The sequence below is a fragment of the Chitinimonas prasina genome (assembly GCF_030160395.1).
GTDB classification, from domain to species: Bacteria; Pseudomonadota; Gammaproteobacteria; order Burkholderiales; family Chitinimonadaceae; genus Chitinimonas; species Chitinimonas prasina.
The window spans coordinates 272,289-288,733 of sequence record NZ_BSOG01000003.1 but is presented as its reverse complement, the minus strand read 5'-3'; the positions used below and the strand labels follow the sequence as shown (position 1 = coordinate 288,733).

General features: G+C 57.6%; 30 protein-coding genes. All 30 read right to left on the bottom strand.

Going from position 1 to position 16,445, the window contains the following annotated elements; all coding sequences use genetic code 11:
• Positions 1 to 6: 6 nt before the first annotated feature.
• Positions 7 to 399 (bottom strand): 30S ribosomal protein S11, encoded by a 393-nt coding sequence (gene rpsK / locus QQK16_RS14515; protein ID WP_072428309.1) that lies wholly within the window; start codon positions 397 to 399, stop codon positions 7 to 9.
• A 17-nt stretch (positions 400 to 416) separates the two neighbouring features.
• Positions 417 to 779 carry a 30S ribosomal protein S13 gene (gene rpsM / locus QQK16_RS14510; protein WP_284197189.1) on the bottom strand — a complete coding sequence of 121 codons (363 nt, stop codon included), beginning with the start codon at positions 777 to 779 and terminating at the stop codon, positions 417 to 419.
• Positions 780 to 849: 70 nt separating this feature from the next.
• Positions 850 to 963 (bottom strand): 50S ribosomal protein L36, encoded by a 114-nt coding sequence (rpmJ, locus tag QQK16_RS14505; RefSeq protein ID WP_072428311.1) that lies wholly within the window; start codon positions 961 to 963, stop codon positions 850 to 852.
• 28 nt (positions 964 to 991) lie between these two features.
• Complete coding sequence (infA, locus tag QQK16_RS14500) at positions 992 to 1,210, bottom strand: translation initiation factor IF-1 (RefSeq protein WP_284197188.1); 219 nt, start codon at positions 1,208 to 1,210, stop codon at positions 992 to 994.
• A 39-nt stretch (positions 1,211 to 1,249) separates the two neighbouring features.
• Entirely contained in the window at positions 1,250 to 2,551 is a 1,302-nt protein-coding gene (gene secY, locus QQK16_RS14495; RefSeq protein WP_284197187.1) for a preprotein translocase subunit SecY, read from the bottom strand.
• Between the two features lie 36 nt (positions 2,552 to 2,587).
• Positions 2,588 to 3,022: a 50S ribosomal protein L15 gene (gene rplO / locus QQK16_RS14490; RefSeq protein WP_284197186.1), complete on the bottom strand. Its 435-nt coding sequence runs from the start codon at positions 3,020 to 3,022 to the stop codon at positions 2,588 to 2,590.
• Positions 3,023 to 3,205, bottom strand: coding sequence for a 50S ribosomal protein L30 (gene rpmD, locus QQK16_RS14485; protein WP_284197185.1), 183 nt, complete (start codon positions 3,203 to 3,205; stop codon positions 3,023 to 3,025).
• On the bottom strand, positions 3,198 to 3,719 hold the full coding sequence (gene rpsE / locus QQK16_RS14480; protein WP_284197184.1) for a 30S ribosomal protein S5: 522 nt from the start codon (positions 3,717 to 3,719) through the stop codon (positions 3,198 to 3,200). The genes rpmD and rpsE overlap by 8 nt, the downstream gene beginning before the upstream one ends.
• A gap of 9 nt (positions 3,720 to 3,728) precedes the next feature.
• A complete protein-coding gene (rplR, locus tag QQK16_RS14475) occupies positions 3,729 to 4,082 on the bottom strand; it encodes a 50S ribosomal protein L18 (protein ID WP_284197183.1) in 354 nt (117 codons plus the stop codon).
• Between the two features lie 14 nt (positions 4,083 to 4,096).
• On the bottom strand, positions 4,097 to 4,630 hold the full coding sequence (rplF, locus tag QQK16_RS14470; RefSeq protein ID WP_284197182.1) for a 50S ribosomal protein L6: 534 nt from the start codon (positions 4,628 to 4,630) through the stop codon (positions 4,097 to 4,099).
• A gap of 10 nt (positions 4,631 to 4,640) precedes the next feature.
• Positions 4,641 to 5,036 carry a 30S ribosomal protein S8 gene (rpsH, locus tag QQK16_RS14465; RefSeq protein WP_284197181.1) on the bottom strand — a complete coding sequence of 132 codons (396 nt, stop codon included), beginning with the start codon at positions 5,034 to 5,036 and terminating at the stop codon, positions 4,641 to 4,643.
• An 11-nt stretch (positions 5,037 to 5,047) separates the two neighbouring features.
• Entirely contained in the window at positions 5,048 to 5,353 is a 306-nt protein-coding gene (gene rpsN, locus QQK16_RS14460) for a 30S ribosomal protein S14 (protein ID WP_284197180.1), read from the bottom strand.
• 8 nt (positions 5,354 to 5,361) lie between these two features.
• Complete coding sequence (gene rplE, locus QQK16_RS14455; protein ID WP_284197179.1) at positions 5,362 to 5,901, bottom strand: 50S ribosomal protein L5; 540 nt, start codon at positions 5,899 to 5,901, stop codon at positions 5,362 to 5,364.
• 2 nt (positions 5,902 to 5,903) lie between these two features.
• On the bottom strand, positions 5,904 to 6,221 hold the full coding sequence (gene rplX, locus QQK16_RS14450; RefSeq protein WP_284197178.1) for a 50S ribosomal protein L24: 318 nt from the start codon (positions 6,219 to 6,221) through the stop codon (positions 5,904 to 5,906).
• Between the two features lie 11 nt (positions 6,222 to 6,232).
• Positions 6,233 to 6,601 (bottom strand): 50S ribosomal protein L14, encoded by a 369-nt coding sequence (gene rplN, locus QQK16_RS14445; protein WP_072428322.1) that lies wholly within the window; start codon positions 6,599 to 6,601, stop codon positions 6,233 to 6,235.
• 221 nt (positions 6,602 to 6,822) lie between these two features.
• The gene (rpsQ, locus tag QQK16_RS14440; RefSeq protein ID WP_284197177.1) at positions 6,823 to 7,086 is read right to left on the bottom strand and encodes a 30S ribosomal protein S17; all 264 of its coding nucleotides are present in this window, start codon (positions 7,084 to 7,086) and stop codon (positions 6,823 to 6,825) included.
• The gene (gene rpmC / locus QQK16_RS14435; RefSeq protein WP_284197176.1) at positions 7,087 to 7,275 is read right to left on the bottom strand and encodes a 50S ribosomal protein L29; all 189 of its coding nucleotides are present in this window, start codon (positions 7,273 to 7,275) and stop codon (positions 7,087 to 7,089) included.
• Between the two features lies 1 nt (position 7,276).
• The gene (rplP, locus tag QQK16_RS14430; RefSeq protein WP_072428324.1) at positions 7,277 to 7,693 is read right to left on the bottom strand and encodes a 50S ribosomal protein L16; all 417 of its coding nucleotides are present in this window, start codon (positions 7,691 to 7,693) and stop codon (positions 7,277 to 7,279) included.
• Positions 7,677 to 8,381 carry a 30S ribosomal protein S3 gene (gene rpsC, locus QQK16_RS14425; protein WP_308447043.1) on the bottom strand — a complete coding sequence of 235 codons (705 nt, stop codon included), beginning with the start codon at positions 8,379 to 8,381 and terminating at the stop codon, positions 7,677 to 7,679. The genes rplP and rpsC overlap by 17 nt, the downstream gene beginning before the upstream one ends.
• Positions 8,382 to 8,388: 7 nt before the next feature.
• Positions 8,389 to 8,718, bottom strand: coding sequence for a 50S ribosomal protein L22 (gene rplV / locus QQK16_RS14420; protein WP_284197175.1), 330 nt, complete (start codon positions 8,716 to 8,718; stop codon positions 8,389 to 8,391).
• 9 nt (positions 8,719 to 8,727) lie between these two features.
• Positions 8,728 to 9,003 (bottom strand): 30S ribosomal protein S19, encoded by a 276-nt coding sequence (rpsS, locus tag QQK16_RS14415; RefSeq protein ID WP_028446086.1) that lies wholly within the window; start codon positions 9,001 to 9,003, stop codon positions 8,728 to 8,730.
• Positions 9,004 to 9,009: 6 nt separating this feature from the next.
• Positions 9,010 to 9,840 carry a 50S ribosomal protein L2 gene (rplB, locus tag QQK16_RS14410; protein ID WP_284197174.1) on the bottom strand — a complete coding sequence of 277 codons (831 nt, stop codon included), beginning with the start codon at positions 9,838 to 9,840 and terminating at the stop codon, positions 9,010 to 9,012.
• 11 nt (positions 9,841 to 9,851) lie between these two features.
• Complete coding sequence (rplW, locus tag QQK16_RS14405; protein ID WP_284197303.1) at positions 9,852 to 10,148, bottom strand: 50S ribosomal protein L23; 297 nt, start codon at positions 10,146 to 10,148, stop codon at positions 9,852 to 9,854.
• A gap of 5 nt (positions 10,149 to 10,153) precedes the next feature.
• The gene (gene rplD, locus QQK16_RS14400; protein ID WP_284197173.1) at positions 10,154 to 10,777 is read right to left on the bottom strand and encodes a 50S ribosomal protein L4; all 624 of its coding nucleotides are present in this window, start codon (positions 10,775 to 10,777) and stop codon (positions 10,154 to 10,156) included.
• Entirely contained in the window at positions 10,777 to 11,421 is a 645-nt protein-coding gene (rplC, locus tag QQK16_RS14395; RefSeq protein ID WP_284197172.1) for a 50S ribosomal protein L3, read from the bottom strand. The genes rplD and rplC overlap by 1 nt, the downstream gene beginning before the upstream one ends.
• A gap of 187 nt (positions 11,422 to 11,608) precedes the next feature.
• On the bottom strand, positions 11,609 to 11,920 hold the full coding sequence (gene rpsJ, locus QQK16_RS14390; RefSeq protein ID WP_072428332.1) for a 30S ribosomal protein S10: 312 nt from the start codon (positions 11,918 to 11,920) through the stop codon (positions 11,609 to 11,611).
• Between the two features lie 87 nt (positions 11,921 to 12,007).
• Positions 12,008 to 13,198, bottom strand: coding sequence for an elongation factor Tu (gene tuf, locus QQK16_RS14385; protein WP_284197161.1), 1,191 nt, complete (start codon positions 13,196 to 13,198; stop codon positions 12,008 to 12,010).
• Positions 13,199 to 13,260: 62 nt separating this feature from the next.
• Entirely contained in the window at positions 13,261 to 15,357 is a 2,097-nt protein-coding gene (gene fusA / locus QQK16_RS14380; protein ID WP_284197171.1) for an elongation factor G, read from the bottom strand.
• A 28-nt stretch (positions 15,358 to 15,385) separates the two neighbouring features.
• Entirely contained in the window at positions 15,386 to 15,856 is a 471-nt protein-coding gene (gene rpsG, locus QQK16_RS14375; protein ID WP_284197170.1) for a 30S ribosomal protein S7, read from the bottom strand.
• A 160-nt stretch (positions 15,857 to 16,016) separates the two neighbouring features.
• Complete coding sequence (gene rpsL / locus QQK16_RS14370) at positions 16,017 to 16,391, bottom strand: 30S ribosomal protein S12 (protein ID WP_072428335.1); 375 nt, start codon at positions 16,389 to 16,391, stop codon at positions 16,017 to 16,019.
• Positions 16,392 to 16,445 lie beyond the last annotated feature (54 nt).

Here is a 16,445-nt window from a genome sequence, read left to right as displayed (position 1 = left end):
CCGGAATTAGATACGACGCTTTTTCGGCGGACGACAGCCGTTGTGCGGTACGGGGGTAACGTCGGAAATGCTGGTGATCTTGAAACCCAGCGCATTCAACGCACGCACAGCGGAGTCACGGCCTGGGCCGGGTCCCTTGATGCGGACTTCGAGGTTCTTGACGCCATATTCCTGGGCAACTTTACCAGCATGCTCCGCTGCCACCTGGGCGGCGAATGGTGTACTTTTCCGAGAGCCCTTGAAACCAGCACCGCCCGAGGTAGCCCAGGAGAGAGCATTTCCTTGGCGATCAGTGATGGTCACGATCGTGTTGTTGAAGGAAGCGTGCACATGCACGATGCCTTCCGACACGACCTTTTTGACTTTCTTCCGTACACGCACTGTGTTTGCTTTAGCCATTGCTATTCCTTAAGTGCTTACTTCTTCCCTGCGATCGACTTACGCGGGCCCTTACGGGTACGCGCGTTCGTGCGGGTGCGCTGACCACGCGCGGGCAAGCCCTTGCGATGGCGCAGACCACGGTAACAACCGAGGTCCATCAGACGCTTGATGTTCATCGTAATCTCACGACGGAGGTCACCCTCAACCGTGAACTTGCCGACTTCCTCGCGCAGCTTGTCCATCTCTGCATCGGTCAGGTCCTTGATCTTGCGATCAGCTGGAACTGAAGCGATGGCACAGATGGCCTTAGCGCGAGTCTGTCCGATCCCGTAAATGGCTTGCAGGCCAATGACGGTATGCTGATGATTGGGTATGTTTACCCCAGCAATACGGGCCATTCTCGTTACCCCAGATGTAAAAAGTTGCGGATTCTAGCACCAAACGCCAGCCGACGGCAACTGACGCGGCTTAACCTTGACGTTGTTTGTGCCGCGGATCCGTGCAGATCACACGCACAACGCGGTTGCGGCGTATGACTTTGCAGTTACGGCATATTTTCTTGACCGAAGCTTGAACTCGCATCGCTCTATCCTTTCAATGAAAAACCGCGTCACTTCGAGCGGAAGACTATACGGGCACGGGATAGATCGTAGGGCGTCAGCTCCACGGTCACCTTATCGCCAGGCAGGATGCGGATATAGTGCATCCGCATCTTGCCGGAGATATGGCCCAGTACCACATGACCATTTTCCAGTTTCACGCGAAAAGTCGCGTTGGGAAGGTTCTCCAGAACCTCCCCTTGCATCTGAATAACGTCTTCCTTCGACATGACTCGTTCGGGTTATCTATCGTTAGTCACAGGTTCGTATCAGCCAGCCTTGAAGTTCGCTTTCTTCAGCAAACTCTCGTACTGGTGAGACAGCAGATACGACTGGACCTGTGCCATGAAGTCCATCGTTACCACCACCACGATCAACAGTGAAGTACCGCCGAAATAGAACGGCAGGTTCCACTGCAGGAGCAGGAACTCCGGAATCAGGCAGATGATGCTGATGTAGATCGCACCGATCAGCGTCAGACGCAGAATCACTCGCTCAATATACTTTGCGGTCTGTTCACCCGGGCGTATGCCAGGGATATACGCACCGCTCTTCTTCAGGTTCTCAGCCGTTTCCTTGGGGTTGAATACCAAGGCGGTATAGAAGTAGCAGAAGAAGATGATGGCAGCTGCATAAAGCATCACATACAGCGGCTGACCAGGATGCAACATGGAGCCGACCGGCTTCAACCAGGAGAAGAAGCTGGACTCACCACCCCAGGACATCAGAGTAGCCGGAAACAATATGATGCTCGAAGCAAAAATCGGCGGTATGACACCAGCCATGTTCAGCTTGAGTGGCAGGTGGGTGTTCTGACCTTGCATCACGCGGTTGCCCACCTGACGCTTGGCATAGCTCACCAGCACCTTGCGCTGACCACGCTCCACAAACACCACTGCAGCAGTCAGCAAGACCACGCCAGCACCCAGGGCCAACACCAGCAGCACAGGCAGCGCACCTTGGTTAGCCAACTCCAGGGTCTGACCTATGGATGCCGGTATGCCAGAGGCAATACCCGCAAAGATCAGGATGGAGATACCGTTACCCAGGCCACGCTCGGTGATCTGCTCACCCAGCCACATCAAGAACATCGTGCCGGTCACCAGGGTCAACACAGTGGTGAAGTAAAACTCCGCACCACTGATACCTGGCACAACCAACTGAGAATTGAGCGCCCAACTTGCCGCACCGAAGCTTTGTGCAACAGCGATAACCACGGTCAGATAACGCGTGTACTGCGTGATCTTGCGACGACCTGCCTCACCCTCCTTCTTCAATTCCTTCAGCTTGGGTACGACTTCCGAACCCAGCTGAACGACAATAGAAGCAGAGATATACGGCATGATGCCGATGGTAAACACCGTTGCCCTGGACAAGGCACCGCCCGAGAACATGTTGAACATGTTCAGCAGCCCGGCCCCGCTCTGCGACATGTCGAAGAGCTTGGCCAAGGCTATCGGATCAATACCTGGTATAGGGATATGCGCACCGATGCGATAAACGATCAAAGCACCTATGAGGAACAAGATTCGTTTTTTCAGATCTGCATACTTGCTTGCAGTACTGGCCATCGCAGGATTTGCCACGTAGTCGCCCTATCTCAAGCTTTATTCGACAATGCTGCCGCCGGCGGCTTCCAGAGCAGCACGGGCACCGGCAGTTGCCGACACGCCACGCAGCTTGATAGCCTTCTCCACCTTACCAGCCAGGATCAGCTTGGCAGCCTTGGCACCTTGCGGAACCAGGCCAGCCTGCTTCAACACCAGCAAGTCGGCTTCTTCAACCGGCAGCTTGTTCAGGTCGTCCAGACGCAGCTCAACCGTATGACCCTTGGTCAACGACTTGAAACCACGCTTAGGCAGGCGACGTTGCAAAGGCATTTGACCGCCTTCGAAGCCCACCTTGTGGAAACCACCCGAACGCGACTTCTGACCCTTGTGACCACGGCCACAAGTCTTGCCCAGGCCAGAGCCAATGCCGCGGCCTACACGCTTGGAAGCGTGCTTGGCACCATCAGCGGGCTTGATCGTATTCAGTTCCATTTAGCCCTCGCTTTTCAGCAGATAGCTGATCTTGTTGATCATGCCGCGGTTTTCCGGGGTATCGATCACTTCCACCGTTTGGCGGATGCGACGCAGACCCAGACCACGAGCGCACGCCTTGTGCGCTTCGAGACGGCCAATCAGGCTCTTGACGAGCGTTACCTTGATCTTGGAATTAGCCATTTGCCTCGGCCCCCAGGATGTCCTCGATGGCCTTGCCGCGCTTGGCAGCAACTTCAGCCGGGCTGCGCAGCTTGGACAAACCGTCCAGGGTGGCACGCACGAGGTTGTAAGGATTGGTGGAACCGTGGCACTTGGCCGAGATGTTGGTCACGCCCATCACCTCGAACACAGCGCGCATCGGACCACCGGCCTTGATACCAGCGCCTTCAGCGGCAGGCTGCATGAACACGGTGGTAGCACCGTGCTTGCCAACGACTGCGTGCTGAACGGTACCGTTCTTCAAGCTGATCTTCACCAGCTTGCGGCGGGCTTCTTCCATTGCCTTTTGCACAGCCACGGGCACTTCCTTCGACTTGCCCTTGCCCATGCCAATACGGCCATCACCGTCACCGACCACGGTCAGTGCGGCGAAACCCATGATCCGGCCACCCTTCACCACCTTGGTGACGCGGTTGACGCTGATCATCTTCTCCCGCAGGCCGTCGCCGCGATCTTCGATTTCTGACTTCGCCATGATTACTCCTTAGAATTCGAGGCCGGCTTCACGAGCGGCGTCGGCCAAAGCCTTGACGCGGCCGTGGTAATGGAAGCCCGAGCGGTCGAAGGCAACGGCGCTTACGCCAGCAGCCTTCGCCTTTTCGGCGATACGCTTACCAACAGCAGCTGCAGCAGCGATGTTGCCACCGTTAGCGATGTCCTTACGGACATCCACTTCCAGGGTCGACGCGCTGGCCAGCACCTTGCCGCCGGTCTCATCAATGACCTGGGCGTAGATATGGCTGTTAGTGCGATGAACCGAAAGGCGCACCACTTTCAAGCCGGCAATGCGGGCACGGGTTTTGCGGGCCCTGCGCAAGCGAGTTTCGTTCTTGTCCATGATTTCAGCCTCGATTACTTCTTCTTGGTTTCTTTCAGGACCACCACTTCGTCGCTATAACGTACACCCTTGCCCTTATAGGGCTCTGGAGCACGGTATGCGCGAATCTCAGCGGCAACCTGACCAACCTGTTGCTTGTCGACACCCTTCAGGAGGATCTCGGTCTGCGTCGGGGTTTCCACCTTCACACCAGCCGGCATCTTGTGCGCGACAGGGTGGGAGAAACCCAGCGTCAGATTGAGAACTTCACCTTGAGCCTGGGCACGATAACCCACGCCTACCAGGTTGAGCTTGCGCTCAAAGCCCTTGGAGACGCCGGTTACCATGTTGTTCAGCAGCGCACGCATCGTGCCGGACATGGCGCGGGAGTGCTTGCTTTCATCAACGGCCTTGAAGACCAGAGCGTTGTTTTCGACAGCGATCTCGACAGCGCTATCCAGAGGACGCGATGCGGTACCGAGCGGGCCCTTAACAACAATCTCGCCACCGGCCATCTTGACTTCAACGCCGGCAGGCAGAACGACTGGGTTTTTAGCTACGCGGGACATGTTCTACTCCTTACGCCACGAAGCAGAGCAGCTCGCCACCGATACCCTGGGCGCGTGCTTTGCGGTCAGTCATCACACCCATGGAGGTGGAGACAATGGCGATACCGAGGCCATTCATGACCTTGGGGATATCGTTCACGCCCTTGTAGATACGCAGACCAGGCTTCGAAACGCGATCGATGCGCTCGATAACCGGACGGCCGGCGTAGTACTTCAACTCGATATCGAGTTGGGGCTTCTTTTCATCGCCGGTCACGGCGAAGTTTTCGATATAACCTTCATCCTTCAGCACGGTAGCGATAGCCACCTTGATCTTGGAGGAGGGCATCGTTACCGACGGCTTGTCCGCACGCTGAGCGTTACGGATGCGGGTCAGCATATCGGCGATGGGATCATGCATACTCATTCGTGATCTCCTTACCAGCTGGCCTTGACAACACCGGGGATCTCACCACGCATGGCGATCTCACGGAGCTTGTTACGGCCGAGGCCGAACTTGCGGAACACACCACGCGGACGACCGGTAACCGAACAACGGTTACGCAGACGCGTCGGGTTGGCGTTGCGCGGCAGGGCCTGGAGTTTCAGGCGGGCGGCGAAGCGCTCTTCGTCGCTCAGGTTCTGGTCGTTGATGATTGCCAGCAGCTGTTCGCGCTTGGCGGCAAACTTCGCCACCAGCTTTTCGCGCTTCTCTTGACGGTTGATCAAAGCGAGTTTAGCCATGGCAAACCTCAGTTCTTAAACGGGAACTTGAACGCGGCGAGCAGCGCACGGGCTTCTTCGTCGGTCTTCGCGGTGGTGGTAATCGTGATGTTCATACCACGCAGGGCGTCGATCTTGTCGTACTCGATTTCCGGGAAAATGATCTGTTCCTTGACGCCCATGTTGTAGTTACCACGGCCGTCAAAGGACTTGCCCGAAACACCGCGGAAGTCGCGCACGCGCGGCAGAGCGATGGTCACCAGACGATCCAGGAATTCATACATACGATCGCGACGCAGGGTGACCTTGCAGCCAACCGGGTAGTTGTCACGAATCTTGAAGCCGGCAATCGACTTCTTCGACAGGGTCACGACGGGCTTTTGGCCGGTGATCTTGGTCAGATCGCCAACGGCGTGTTCCATGACCTTCTTATCGGCCACAGCTTCGCCAACACCCATGTTGACAGTGATCTTCTCGATGCGCGGCACTTCCATGATCGACGTATAGCCGAACTTTTCAGTGAGCTGCGGAACGACGGTTTCTTTGTAGAAATCTTGCAAGCGTGCCATGTTTAGCCCCCGACCACTTCGCCGTTCGACTTGAACACGCGAACTTTTTTGCCGTCGTCGAGCAACTTGAAGCCGACACGGTCAGCCTTCTGGGTCGCCTTATTGAAGATGGCTACGTTGGAAACCTGGATCGGCATCGTCTTGTCCACCACGCCGCCAGCAACACCGCGAACCGGATTCGGCTTCTGGTGCTTCTTCACGACGTTGATACCTTCAACGATAACCTTGTCATTGACCAGAACACGCAGGACGGTGCCGCGCTTGCCCTTGTCTTTGCCAGTGATAACGACGACTTCGTCGCCTTTACGAATCTTATTCATGCGCGTACCCCTTACAGCACTTCTGGCGCGAGCGAGACGATCTTCATGAAGCGCTCGGTGCGCAGTTCACGCGTCACCGGCCCGAAGATGCGGGTGCCGATCGGCTCAAGCTTGTTGTTGAGGAGCACGGCGGCATTGCCATCAAACTTGATGAGCTGACCATCGGCACGACGAACACCCTTGGCAGTGCGAACAACGACGGCGTTATAAACGTCGCCCTTCTTCACGCGGCCACGCGGTGCGGCGTCCTTGATACTCACCTTGATGATGTCGCCCACCGAAGCGTAACGACGCTTGGAGCCACCCAGCACCTTGATGCACATAACAGAGCGCGCACCGGTGTTGTCAGCAACATCCAGCATGGATTGCATTTGAATCATGGAAACAAACCTCCAACTTAACCCGTCAATTCCGCCGGCATACCCGGCAGCGCCGTAGCAAACCACGGCACAACGGCCAGTTTTGGACCCCGATAGGGATAAAACTCCGACACCGAAATGGTGGAACACCATTTCGGACGAAGGATAAACAGCAGGGCATTCTACGATATGTAGAATGCCCTGACAAGCACTTACGCTAAAAAAGTGATCAGATCACTTGATTAAGCAGTACGAGCCTTCTCGATGAGACTGGTCACGATCCAGGACTTGGTCTTGGACAGAGGACGAGTTTCCTCGATGGTCACCATGTCACCTTCGCCGTAGGCGTTGGTTTCATCGTGCGCATGGTACTTCTTCGACAGACGAATGATCTTGCCGTAGAGCGGGTGCTTAACCTTACGCTCAACCAGCACAACCACGGTCTTGTCCATCTTGTTGCTGACCACACGGCCGGTCAGCGAACGCTTCAGTTTGGTCTCGGTCATTTACGCCACCTTCTGAGCCAGGATGGTGCGAACACGCGCGATATCGCGGCGAACGCGCTTCAGTTCACTGGTCTTGGCAAGCTGCTGGGTAGCCAGCTGCATGCGCAGGCCGAACTGGGCCTTCAGGAGCGAGGTGAGCTCGGTCTTGAGCTCATCGACCGATTTGTTACGCAATTCAGTCGCTTTCATCTCACTGCCCCACATGTCGGGTTACGAAAGTCGTCGCGATTGGCAGCTTGGCGGCGGCCAGACGGAAGGCTTCGCGGGCGAGAGTCTCGTCCACACCGTCCATCTCATACAGCACCTTACCAGGCTGAATCTCGGCAACGTAGTATTCCGGGCTACCCTTACCATTACCCATCCGAACTTCGGCGGGCTTGGAAGAGATAGGCTTATCCGGGAATACGCGGATCCACACACGACCGCCACGCTTGATGTGACGGGTCATGGCGCGACGAGCGGCTTCAATTTGACGCGCGGTCAGACGACCACGGCCAATGGCCTTCAGGCCCCACTCGCCGAAGCTAACCTTGTTACCGCGGGTAGCAACGCCGGTGTTACGGCCTTTCTGCTGTTTGCGGTACTTGAGTCTAGTTGGCTGCAGCATTTCGAGGTCCCTTTCGCGGCTTGCGTTCGGCTTGTTCCGGCTGAGCGGCCACTTCCTGGCCAGCCTTCACGTCACCCTTGTACACCCACACCTTGATACCGATGATGCCGTAGGTGGTCTTGGCTTCGGACGTCGCGTAATCGATGTCAGCGCGCAGGGTGTGCAGGGGCACACGGCCTTCGCGATACCATTCGGTACGGGCGATTTCGATGCCGTTCAGACGACCCGACGACATGATCTTGATACCCTGGGCACCCAGACGCATGGCGTTCTGCATCGCGCGCTTCATAGCACGACGGAACATCACGCGCTTTTCCAGCTGGGCAGCGATGGAGTCAGCGATCACTTGTGCATCGGTTTCCGGCTTGCGGATTTCTTCGATGTTGATGTGCACCGGCACACCCATCAGCTTGACCAGGTCGCGCTTCAGGATCTCGATGTCTTCACCCTTCTTGCCAATCACCACACCCGGACGGGCGCTGTGGATGGTAATGCGGGCGTTCTTGGCCGGACGCTCGATAACGATGCGACCAACCGAGGCATGCGACAACTTTTTCTTCAGGAACTCGCGCACCTTGATATCTTCGGCGAGCATGGCCGGGAAGTTTTTGCTATTCGCATACCACTTCGAGGCCCAGTTCTTGTTGACGGCTAGACGGAAGCCAATCGGATGAATTTTCTGTCCCATATCGTCCTCATTCGCCCACGGTCAGGGTGATGTGGCAGGTTTGCTTCTCGATGCGGTTGCCACGGCCCTTGGCACGTGCGGCAAAACGCTTCAGGGAAGGCCCCTTGTCCACATAAATGGTCGTCACCTTGAGGGCGTCAATATCGGCGCCATCGTTGTGTTCGGCATTTGCAATCGCCGACAGCAACAGCTTCTTGATGATGACCGCGCCCTTTTTAGGGCTAAAGGTCAGAATGTTGATGGCGTGCTCAACCGGCTTGCCGCGCACCAGGTCAGCGACCAGGCGAGCTTTCTGAGCCGACAGGCGTGCGCCAGTCAAAATAGCGGAAGTTTGCATGGCGGCACCTTACTTCTTGGCTTTTTTGTCGGCAGCGTGACCCTTGAACGTACGGGTCAGCGAGAATTCGCCCAGCTTGTGACCGACCATGTTCTCGTTGATGTACACGGGAACATGTTGCTTGCCGTTGTGCACCGCGATGGTCAGACCGACAAAGTCGGGCAGCACGGTGGAGCGACGGGACCAGGTCTTTACCGGGCGCTTGTCGTTGGTCGCACGCACTGCTTCAATCTTCTTGAGCAGATGAGCGTCGACGAACGGGCCTTTTTTAACGGAACGAGCCATGTCTAATTACCCCTTATTCGAATACCGGCGGCGCACGATCATATTGTCGGTGCGCTTGTTGCTGCGGGTACGGTAACCCTTAGTCGGGGTACCCCACGGGCTAACCGGCACACGACCTTCACCAGTGCGGCCTTCACCACCACCGTGCGGGTGATCGATCGGGTTCATCGCCGTACCGCGAACGGTCGGGCGAATACCACGCCAGCGATTTGCACCGGCCTTGCCGATCTTGCGCAGGTTGTGCTCTTCGTTACCAACTTCACCGATGGTGGCGCGGCAATCGACGTGCACCTTGCGGATTTCACCGGAACGCAGACGCAGCTGGGCGTAGGCACCTTCGCGAGCCAGCAATTGCACGGAAGCACCGGCCGAACGCGCAATCTGCGCACCCTTGCCAGGTTGCATTTCGATGCAATGGATGGTGCTACCGACCGGAATGTTGCGCAGCGGCAGGGTGTTACCCGCCTTGATCGGCGCTTCCGGGCCGCTCACCACTTGCGCGCCGGCCTTCAGGCCACGCGGAGCGATGATGTAGCGACGCTCGCCATCAGCGTAGCAGAGCAGCGCGATGTGGGCGGTACGGTTAGGGTCGTATTCCAGACGCTCAACGGTGGCAACAATGCCATCCTTGTTGCGACGGAAATCGATCAGGCGGTAGTGCTGCTTGTGGCCGCCGCCTTGATGGCGAACGGTAACCACACCGCGATTGTTACGACCGGCGTTCTTGCTTTGGCTTTCCACCAGGGCAGCGTGCGGCTTGCCCTTGTGCAGCTCAGGGCTGACAACCTTGACAACGGCGCGGCGACCGGGGGATGTGGGCTTAACTTTTACCAGCATCGTCGTTCTCCTTACTGTGCAGCCTGGAGGTCAATCTCTTGACCGGGCTTAAGGGCAACGTAGGCCTTCTTCCAGCCCTTACGCCAGCCAGTGGTACGGCCGAAACGCTTTTGCTTCGGCTTCACATTGGTGACTTGGACGGATTCGACCTGCACTTTGAACAGCAACTCAACCGCAGCCTTGATTTCCGGCTTGGTCGCATCGCTGACGACGCGGAAAACCACTTGCTCGTACTTCTCAGCAACCAGCGTGCTCTTTTCAGAGATCACCGGAGCCAGCAGTACCTGCAGCAGACGATCTTGATTCAGCTGAGTCATGCCAGGATCTCCTCGATTTGCTTGAGCGCCTCGCGGGTGACCAGCACCTTCTTGAAGCGAACCAGGCTGACCGGATCGGCCTGCGACGGCTCGAGCACGAGCACGTTGGGCAGGTTGCGCGAAGCCAGGTACAGGTTCTCATCAAGATTGTCGGTGACAATCAGGGTGCGCTCGTTCAGACCCATGGCAGCCAGCTTGGCAGCAAATGCCTTGGTCTTCGGGGTTTCGGCGGTGAAGCCGTCAACCACCACCAGACGCTCTTCACGCACCAGTTGCGACAGGATGGTCGCCAGGCCAGCGCGATACATCTTGCGGTTGACCTTCTGGGTGAAGTTTTCGTCAGGGGAGCTCGGGAAAATCTTGCCACCACCACGCCACAGCGGGCTGGACGCCATACCGGCACGAGCGCGGCCCGTACCCTTTTGACGCCACGGCTTGCGGGTGGACTTGGCCACATCGCTACGGCCCTTTTGGGCACGGTTGCCGCTACGGGCATTGGCGAGGTAGGCGGTGACAACCTGGTGAACCAGGGCTTCATTGTAATCGCGACCGAACAATGCGTCGGAAGCGGTCACACTGGCAGCGGCTTGGCCACTTGCATTGATGACTTTCAGTTCCATTACGCACCTGCCTTCACGCTGGGACGCACGACAACGTCGTTGCCCTTGGAGCCGGGAACGGCACCCTTGACGAGCAACAGACCACGCTCGGCGTCAACACGAACCACTTCCAGGTTTTGCACGGTGCTCTTGACGTTACCGTACTGACCAGCCATGCGCTTACCGGGGAATACACGACCCGGATCCTGCGCCATACCGATCGAACCAGGAGCGTTGTGCGACACGGAGTTACCGTGGGAGGCACGCTGCGAACTGAAGTTGTGACGCTTGATGGCACCGGAGAAGCCCTTACCTTGGGAGGTACCGGTCACATCGACCAGTTGACCCACGGTGAAGATCTCAACGGTGATCTGGCTGCCAGGCTGGAACTTGGCCAGCTCGTCAGCCGTCAGCGCGAACTCGTGCAGACCACGACCAGCCTCGACACCTGCCTTGGCAAAGTGACCGGCTTCAGCCTTGTTGACACGATTGGCGCGACGCTCGCCGAAGGTGACTTGCACAGCGGCATAGCCATCTACTTCAGGAGTCTTGATTTGCGCGACGCGATTGGACGACAGATCCAGCACGGTCACCGGGATGGAAGCACCATCCTCGACGAACACGCGGGTCATACCGACCTTGCGCCCGATAAGTCCTAAGCTCATCGTTCTTTCCTTTTAAAAGGGCCAGCTACGATTGGCCGGCGATCATCGCAAGCCGCGCAGGGCGGCCTGCATCGAACGAAACTACCTGCCTTGCACCACCACCTTACGGCAGCAAAAAATACAAAGCGGGCTCGCCATTACAGCGAGCCCGCGATGATACTGCAACGTCTTGGTTTTATGCAAGAAATTATTGCAGTTTGATCTCTACGTCCACACCAGCCGGCAGATCCAGCTTCATCAGGGCGTCAACCGTCTTGTCGGTCGGGTCCACGATATCCATCAGGCGCAGGTGAGTACGGATCTCGAGCTGGTCGCGCGAGGTCTTGTTCACGTGCGGCGAACGCAGCACGTCGAAACGTTCAATCTTGGTGGGCAGCGGAACCGGGCCCTTGACCACAGCGCCAGTGCGCTTGGCAGTGTCGACGATTTCCTGGGCGGAACGATCGATCAGTGCGTAGTCGTAAGCCTTGAGGCGGATGCGGATCTTTTGGTTAGCCATGATTTTTCCTAAAGAGCGAGACAACCGGATGGTTGCCTGAACAACATGAAAGAACAAGGGTGGGCCTGCTGGCCCACCCATTGACTATTACTCGATGATCTTGGCAACAACGCCAGCGCCAACGGTACGGCCACCTTCGCGGATAGCGAAGCGCAGACCTTGTTCCATGGCGATCGGAGCGATCAGGGCCACAACCACTTCAACGTTGTCGCCTGGCATCACCATTTCGGTGCCAGCTGGCAGCTCAACCGCACCGGTCACGTCGGTGGTACGGAAGTAGAACTGCGGGCGATAGCCATTGAAGAACGGGGTGTGACGGCCGCCTTCATCCTTGCTCAGCACGTAGACCGAACCGGAGAACTTGGTGTGCGGGGTGATCGAACCCGGCTTGGCCAGAACTTGGCCACGCTCGACGTCTTCACGCTTGGTACCACGCAGCAGCGCGCCGATGTTGTCGCCAGCCTGACCTTGGTCCAGCAGCTTGCGGAACATTTCCACGCCGGTACAGGTGGTCTTGACGGTGGGCTTGATACCGACGATTTCGATTTCTTCGCCGACCTTGACGATGCCGCGCTCAACACGACCAGTCACCACGGTGCCGCGACCAGAGATCGAGAACACGTCTTCCACGGGCATCAGGAAGGCGCCGTCGATGGCACGCTCAGGAGTGGGGATGTAGCTGTCCAGGGCTTCAGCCAGACGGAAGATGGCGGGTTCGCCGATTTCCGACTGGTCGCCTTCCAGGGCCTTCAGTGCCGAACCCTTGATGATGGGCAGGTCGTCGCCAGGGAAGTCGTACTTGCTCAGGAGTTCACGGACTTCCATTTCGACCAGCTCGAGCAGCTCGGCGTCGTCGACCATGTCGGCCTTGTTCATGAACACAATGATGTAAGGCACGCCAACCTGACGGGCCAGCAGGATGTGCTCGCGGGTCTGCGGCATGGGGCCGTCAGCCGAGGACACCACCAGGATAGCGCCGTCCATCTGGGCTGCACCGGTGATCATGTTCTTGACGTAGTCGGCGTGGCCGGGGCAGTCAACGTGAGCGTAGTGGCGGTTTTCGGTTTCGTACTCGACGTGCGCGGTGTTGATGGTGATACCGCGGGCCTTTTCTTCAGGCGCGCTGTCGATCTGGTCGTAGCCCTTGGCTTCGCCGCCGAACTTCTTCGACAGGATCGTGGTGATCGCGGCGGTCAGCGTGGTCTTGCCGTGGTCAACGTGACCGATGGTGCCAACGTTTACGTGCGGCTTAGTCCGCTCGAACTTTTCCTTTGCCATTGCTTCTATCCTTAGTCTTGAATTGGGTTTACAACCGCCGGGCAGTTGGCCCGGCAGTCGGTTTACTTCTTGTTAATGATGGCTTCAGCGACGTTCTTAGGCGCTTCGGAGTAGTGCTTGAATTCCATCGAGTAGGTAGCACGACCTTGCGACATGGAGCGCAGGGTGGTCGAGTAACCAAACATCTCGGACAGAGGCACTTCAGCCTTGACCATCTTGCCACCGGCAGGGTTGTCGTCCATGCCTTGCAGCATGCCGCGACGCGACGAGATGTCACCCATGATGTCGCCCATGTACTCTTCCGGGGTCTCGATTTCAACGGCCATCATAGGCTCGAGGATCACGGGACCGGCGCGACGCATGGCTTCCTTGAAAGCCAGCGAGCCGGCCAGTTCAAAGGCGATCTGCGACGAGTCAACGTCATGGTAGGAACCGAAGGTCAGGCGAACGCGAACGTCAACCACCGGGAAGCCAGCCAGCACGCCAGACTTCAGCGTGTTCTGGATACCCTTGTCCACCGACGGAATGAATTCGCGGGGGATGGTACCACCCTTGATTTCGTCGATGAACTCGTAACCCTTGCCTTCGCCCGAAGGCTCGACAGTGATCACGCAATGGCCGTACTGACCCTTACCACCCGACTGCTTGGCATGCTTGCCTTCGATGTCGATGGCGGTCTTGGTGATGGTTTCGCGGTAGGCCACTTGCGGGGCGCCCACGTTCGCTTCCACGCCGAATTCGCGCTTCATGCGATCCACCAGGATTTCCAGGTGCAATTCGCCCATGCCCGACATGATGGTCTGGCCGGTCTCTTCGTCGGTACGCACGCGGAAGGAAGGATCTTCCTTGGCCAGGCGATTCAGGGCAACGCCCATCTTCTCCTGGTCAGCCTTGGTCTTAGGCTCTACGGCAACGTGTATCACCGGCTCAGGGAATACCATGCGCTCCAGGGTGATGACGTGGTCAGGCGAACACAGGGTTTCACCCGTCGTCACATCCTTCAGACCGATACCGGCAGCGATATCGCCAGCGCGAACTTCCGCGATTTCTTCACGGTTGTTGGCGTGCATCTGAACGATACGGCCCATGCGCTCCTTCTTGCCCTTGACCGAGTTCATCACGGTATCGCCAGTATTGACGACGCCGGAGTAAACGCGGAAAAAGGTCAGCTGACCGACATAAGGGTCGCTCATCAGCTTGAAGGCCAGCGCCGAGAACGGCGCTTCATCGGAAGCCTGACGGGTGTCGGGCTGATCACGATCATCCACACCTTCAACCGGCGGCACATCAACCGGCGACGGCAGCAACTGGATGACAGCATCCAACATCAGCTGCACGCCCTTGTTCTTGAAGGCGGTACCGCACAGCATCGGCTGGATTTCGCAAGCCAGGGTACGTGCACGCAGGCCGGCGACGATTTCGTCTTCGGTCAGCTCGCCCGTTTCCAGGTACTTGTTCATCATCTCTTCCGACGACTCGGCAGCGGCTTCGATCATCTTCTCGCGCCATTCGGCAGCGACAGAGACCAGGTCAGCCGGGATATCGACGTAGTCGAACTTCATACCCTGCGAAGCTTCGTCCCACAGGATGGCCTTGTTCTTCAACAGGTCAACCACGCCGGTGAAGCCATCTTCAGCGCCGATAGGAATCGCGATAGGCACCGGATTGGCGCGCAGACGCAGGCGCATTTGCTCAACCACGCGGAAGAAGTTGGCACCTTGACGGTCCATCTTGTTCACGAAGGCCAAGCGCGGCACCTTGTACTTGTTGGCCTGACGCCAAACGGTTTCCGACTGGGGCTGAACACCGCCCACAGCGCAGTAAACCATGCAAGCACCGTCCAGCACACGCATCGAACGCTCCACCTCGATGGTGAAGTCGACGTGACCGGGGGTATCGATGATGTTGATGCGATGTTGCTCGAACTGGTTAGCCATGCCCTTCCAGAACGTGGTGGTCGCAGCGGAGGTGATCGTGATGCCACGCTCCTGCTCCTGCTCCATCCAGTCCATGGTGGCGGCGCCATCGTGCACTTCACCGATCTTGTGGTTCACACCGGTGTAGAAAAGAATACGCTCAGTCGTCGTGGTTTTACCCGCGTCGATGTGCGCGCTAATACCGATGTTCCGGTAGCGTTCAATGGGTGTAATGCGTGCCACAGCCAATACCTTTGCTTAAAAGGGTGAATTAGAAGCGATAGTGGGCGAAGGCCTTGTTGGCTTCAGCCATACGGTGCACTTCGTCACGCTTCTTCATCGCGCCGCCACGGCCTTCGACCGCATCCAGCAATTCGCCAGCCAGACGCTGACCCATCGACTTTTCGCCGCGCTTGCGGGCAGCTTCACGCAGCCAGCGCATGGCCAGCGCCATACGACGGGTCTGACGCACTTCAACCGGCACCTGGTAGTTTGCACCACCGACGCGACGGCTCTTCACTTCAACGACCGGCTTCACGTTGTTGAGGGCTTGGGAGAACACCTCAAGGGGGGCCTTACCGGTCTTCTTTTCAACGATTTCCAGCGCGCCGTAAACGATGCGTTCGGCAACCGACTTCTTGCCATCCTGCATGACGACGTTCATGAACTTGGACAGTTCTTCGCTACCGAACTTTGGATCCGGCAATACTTCGCGTTTGGGTACTTCTCTACGACGTGGCATGTTTCAACCTCAGTAGTATTCAGTTGAGCGCAAGAAATTTTGCGCTCGCGACCATCCCGATGGATTGGTCACTTACTCGACGATGCGCACAGGGGCGCTACGCCGTCGTCGCGAATGTCTTGAACGAGCAAGACCGGGCTCGCGACCCAACCCAGGCGAATTAAGCCTTCGGACGCTTCGCGCCGTACTTGGAACGAGCCTGCTTACGGTCCTTGACACCAGCGGTATCCAGGGAGCCGCGCACGGTGTGGTAACGCACACCTGGCAAGTCCTTCACACGACCGCCGCGAATCAGCACGACCGAGTGTTCCTGCAGGTTGTGGCCTTCACCGCCGATGTACGAAATCACTTCGAAACCGTTGGTCAGGCGAACCTTGGCGACCTTACGCAGAGCCGAGTTAGGCTTCTTCGGGGTCGTGGTGTACACGCGAGTGCAAACACCGCGTTTTTGCGGGCAGGCTTCGAGCGCAGGAACCTTGCTCTTGGCCGTTTCCGCCACACGTCCTTTACGGACGAGCTGGTTGATGGTTGGCATTATCTTTTTCCCAAAAGTAAAAAATGGCGTGCCTCGCGCAAGACGCACGAGGGG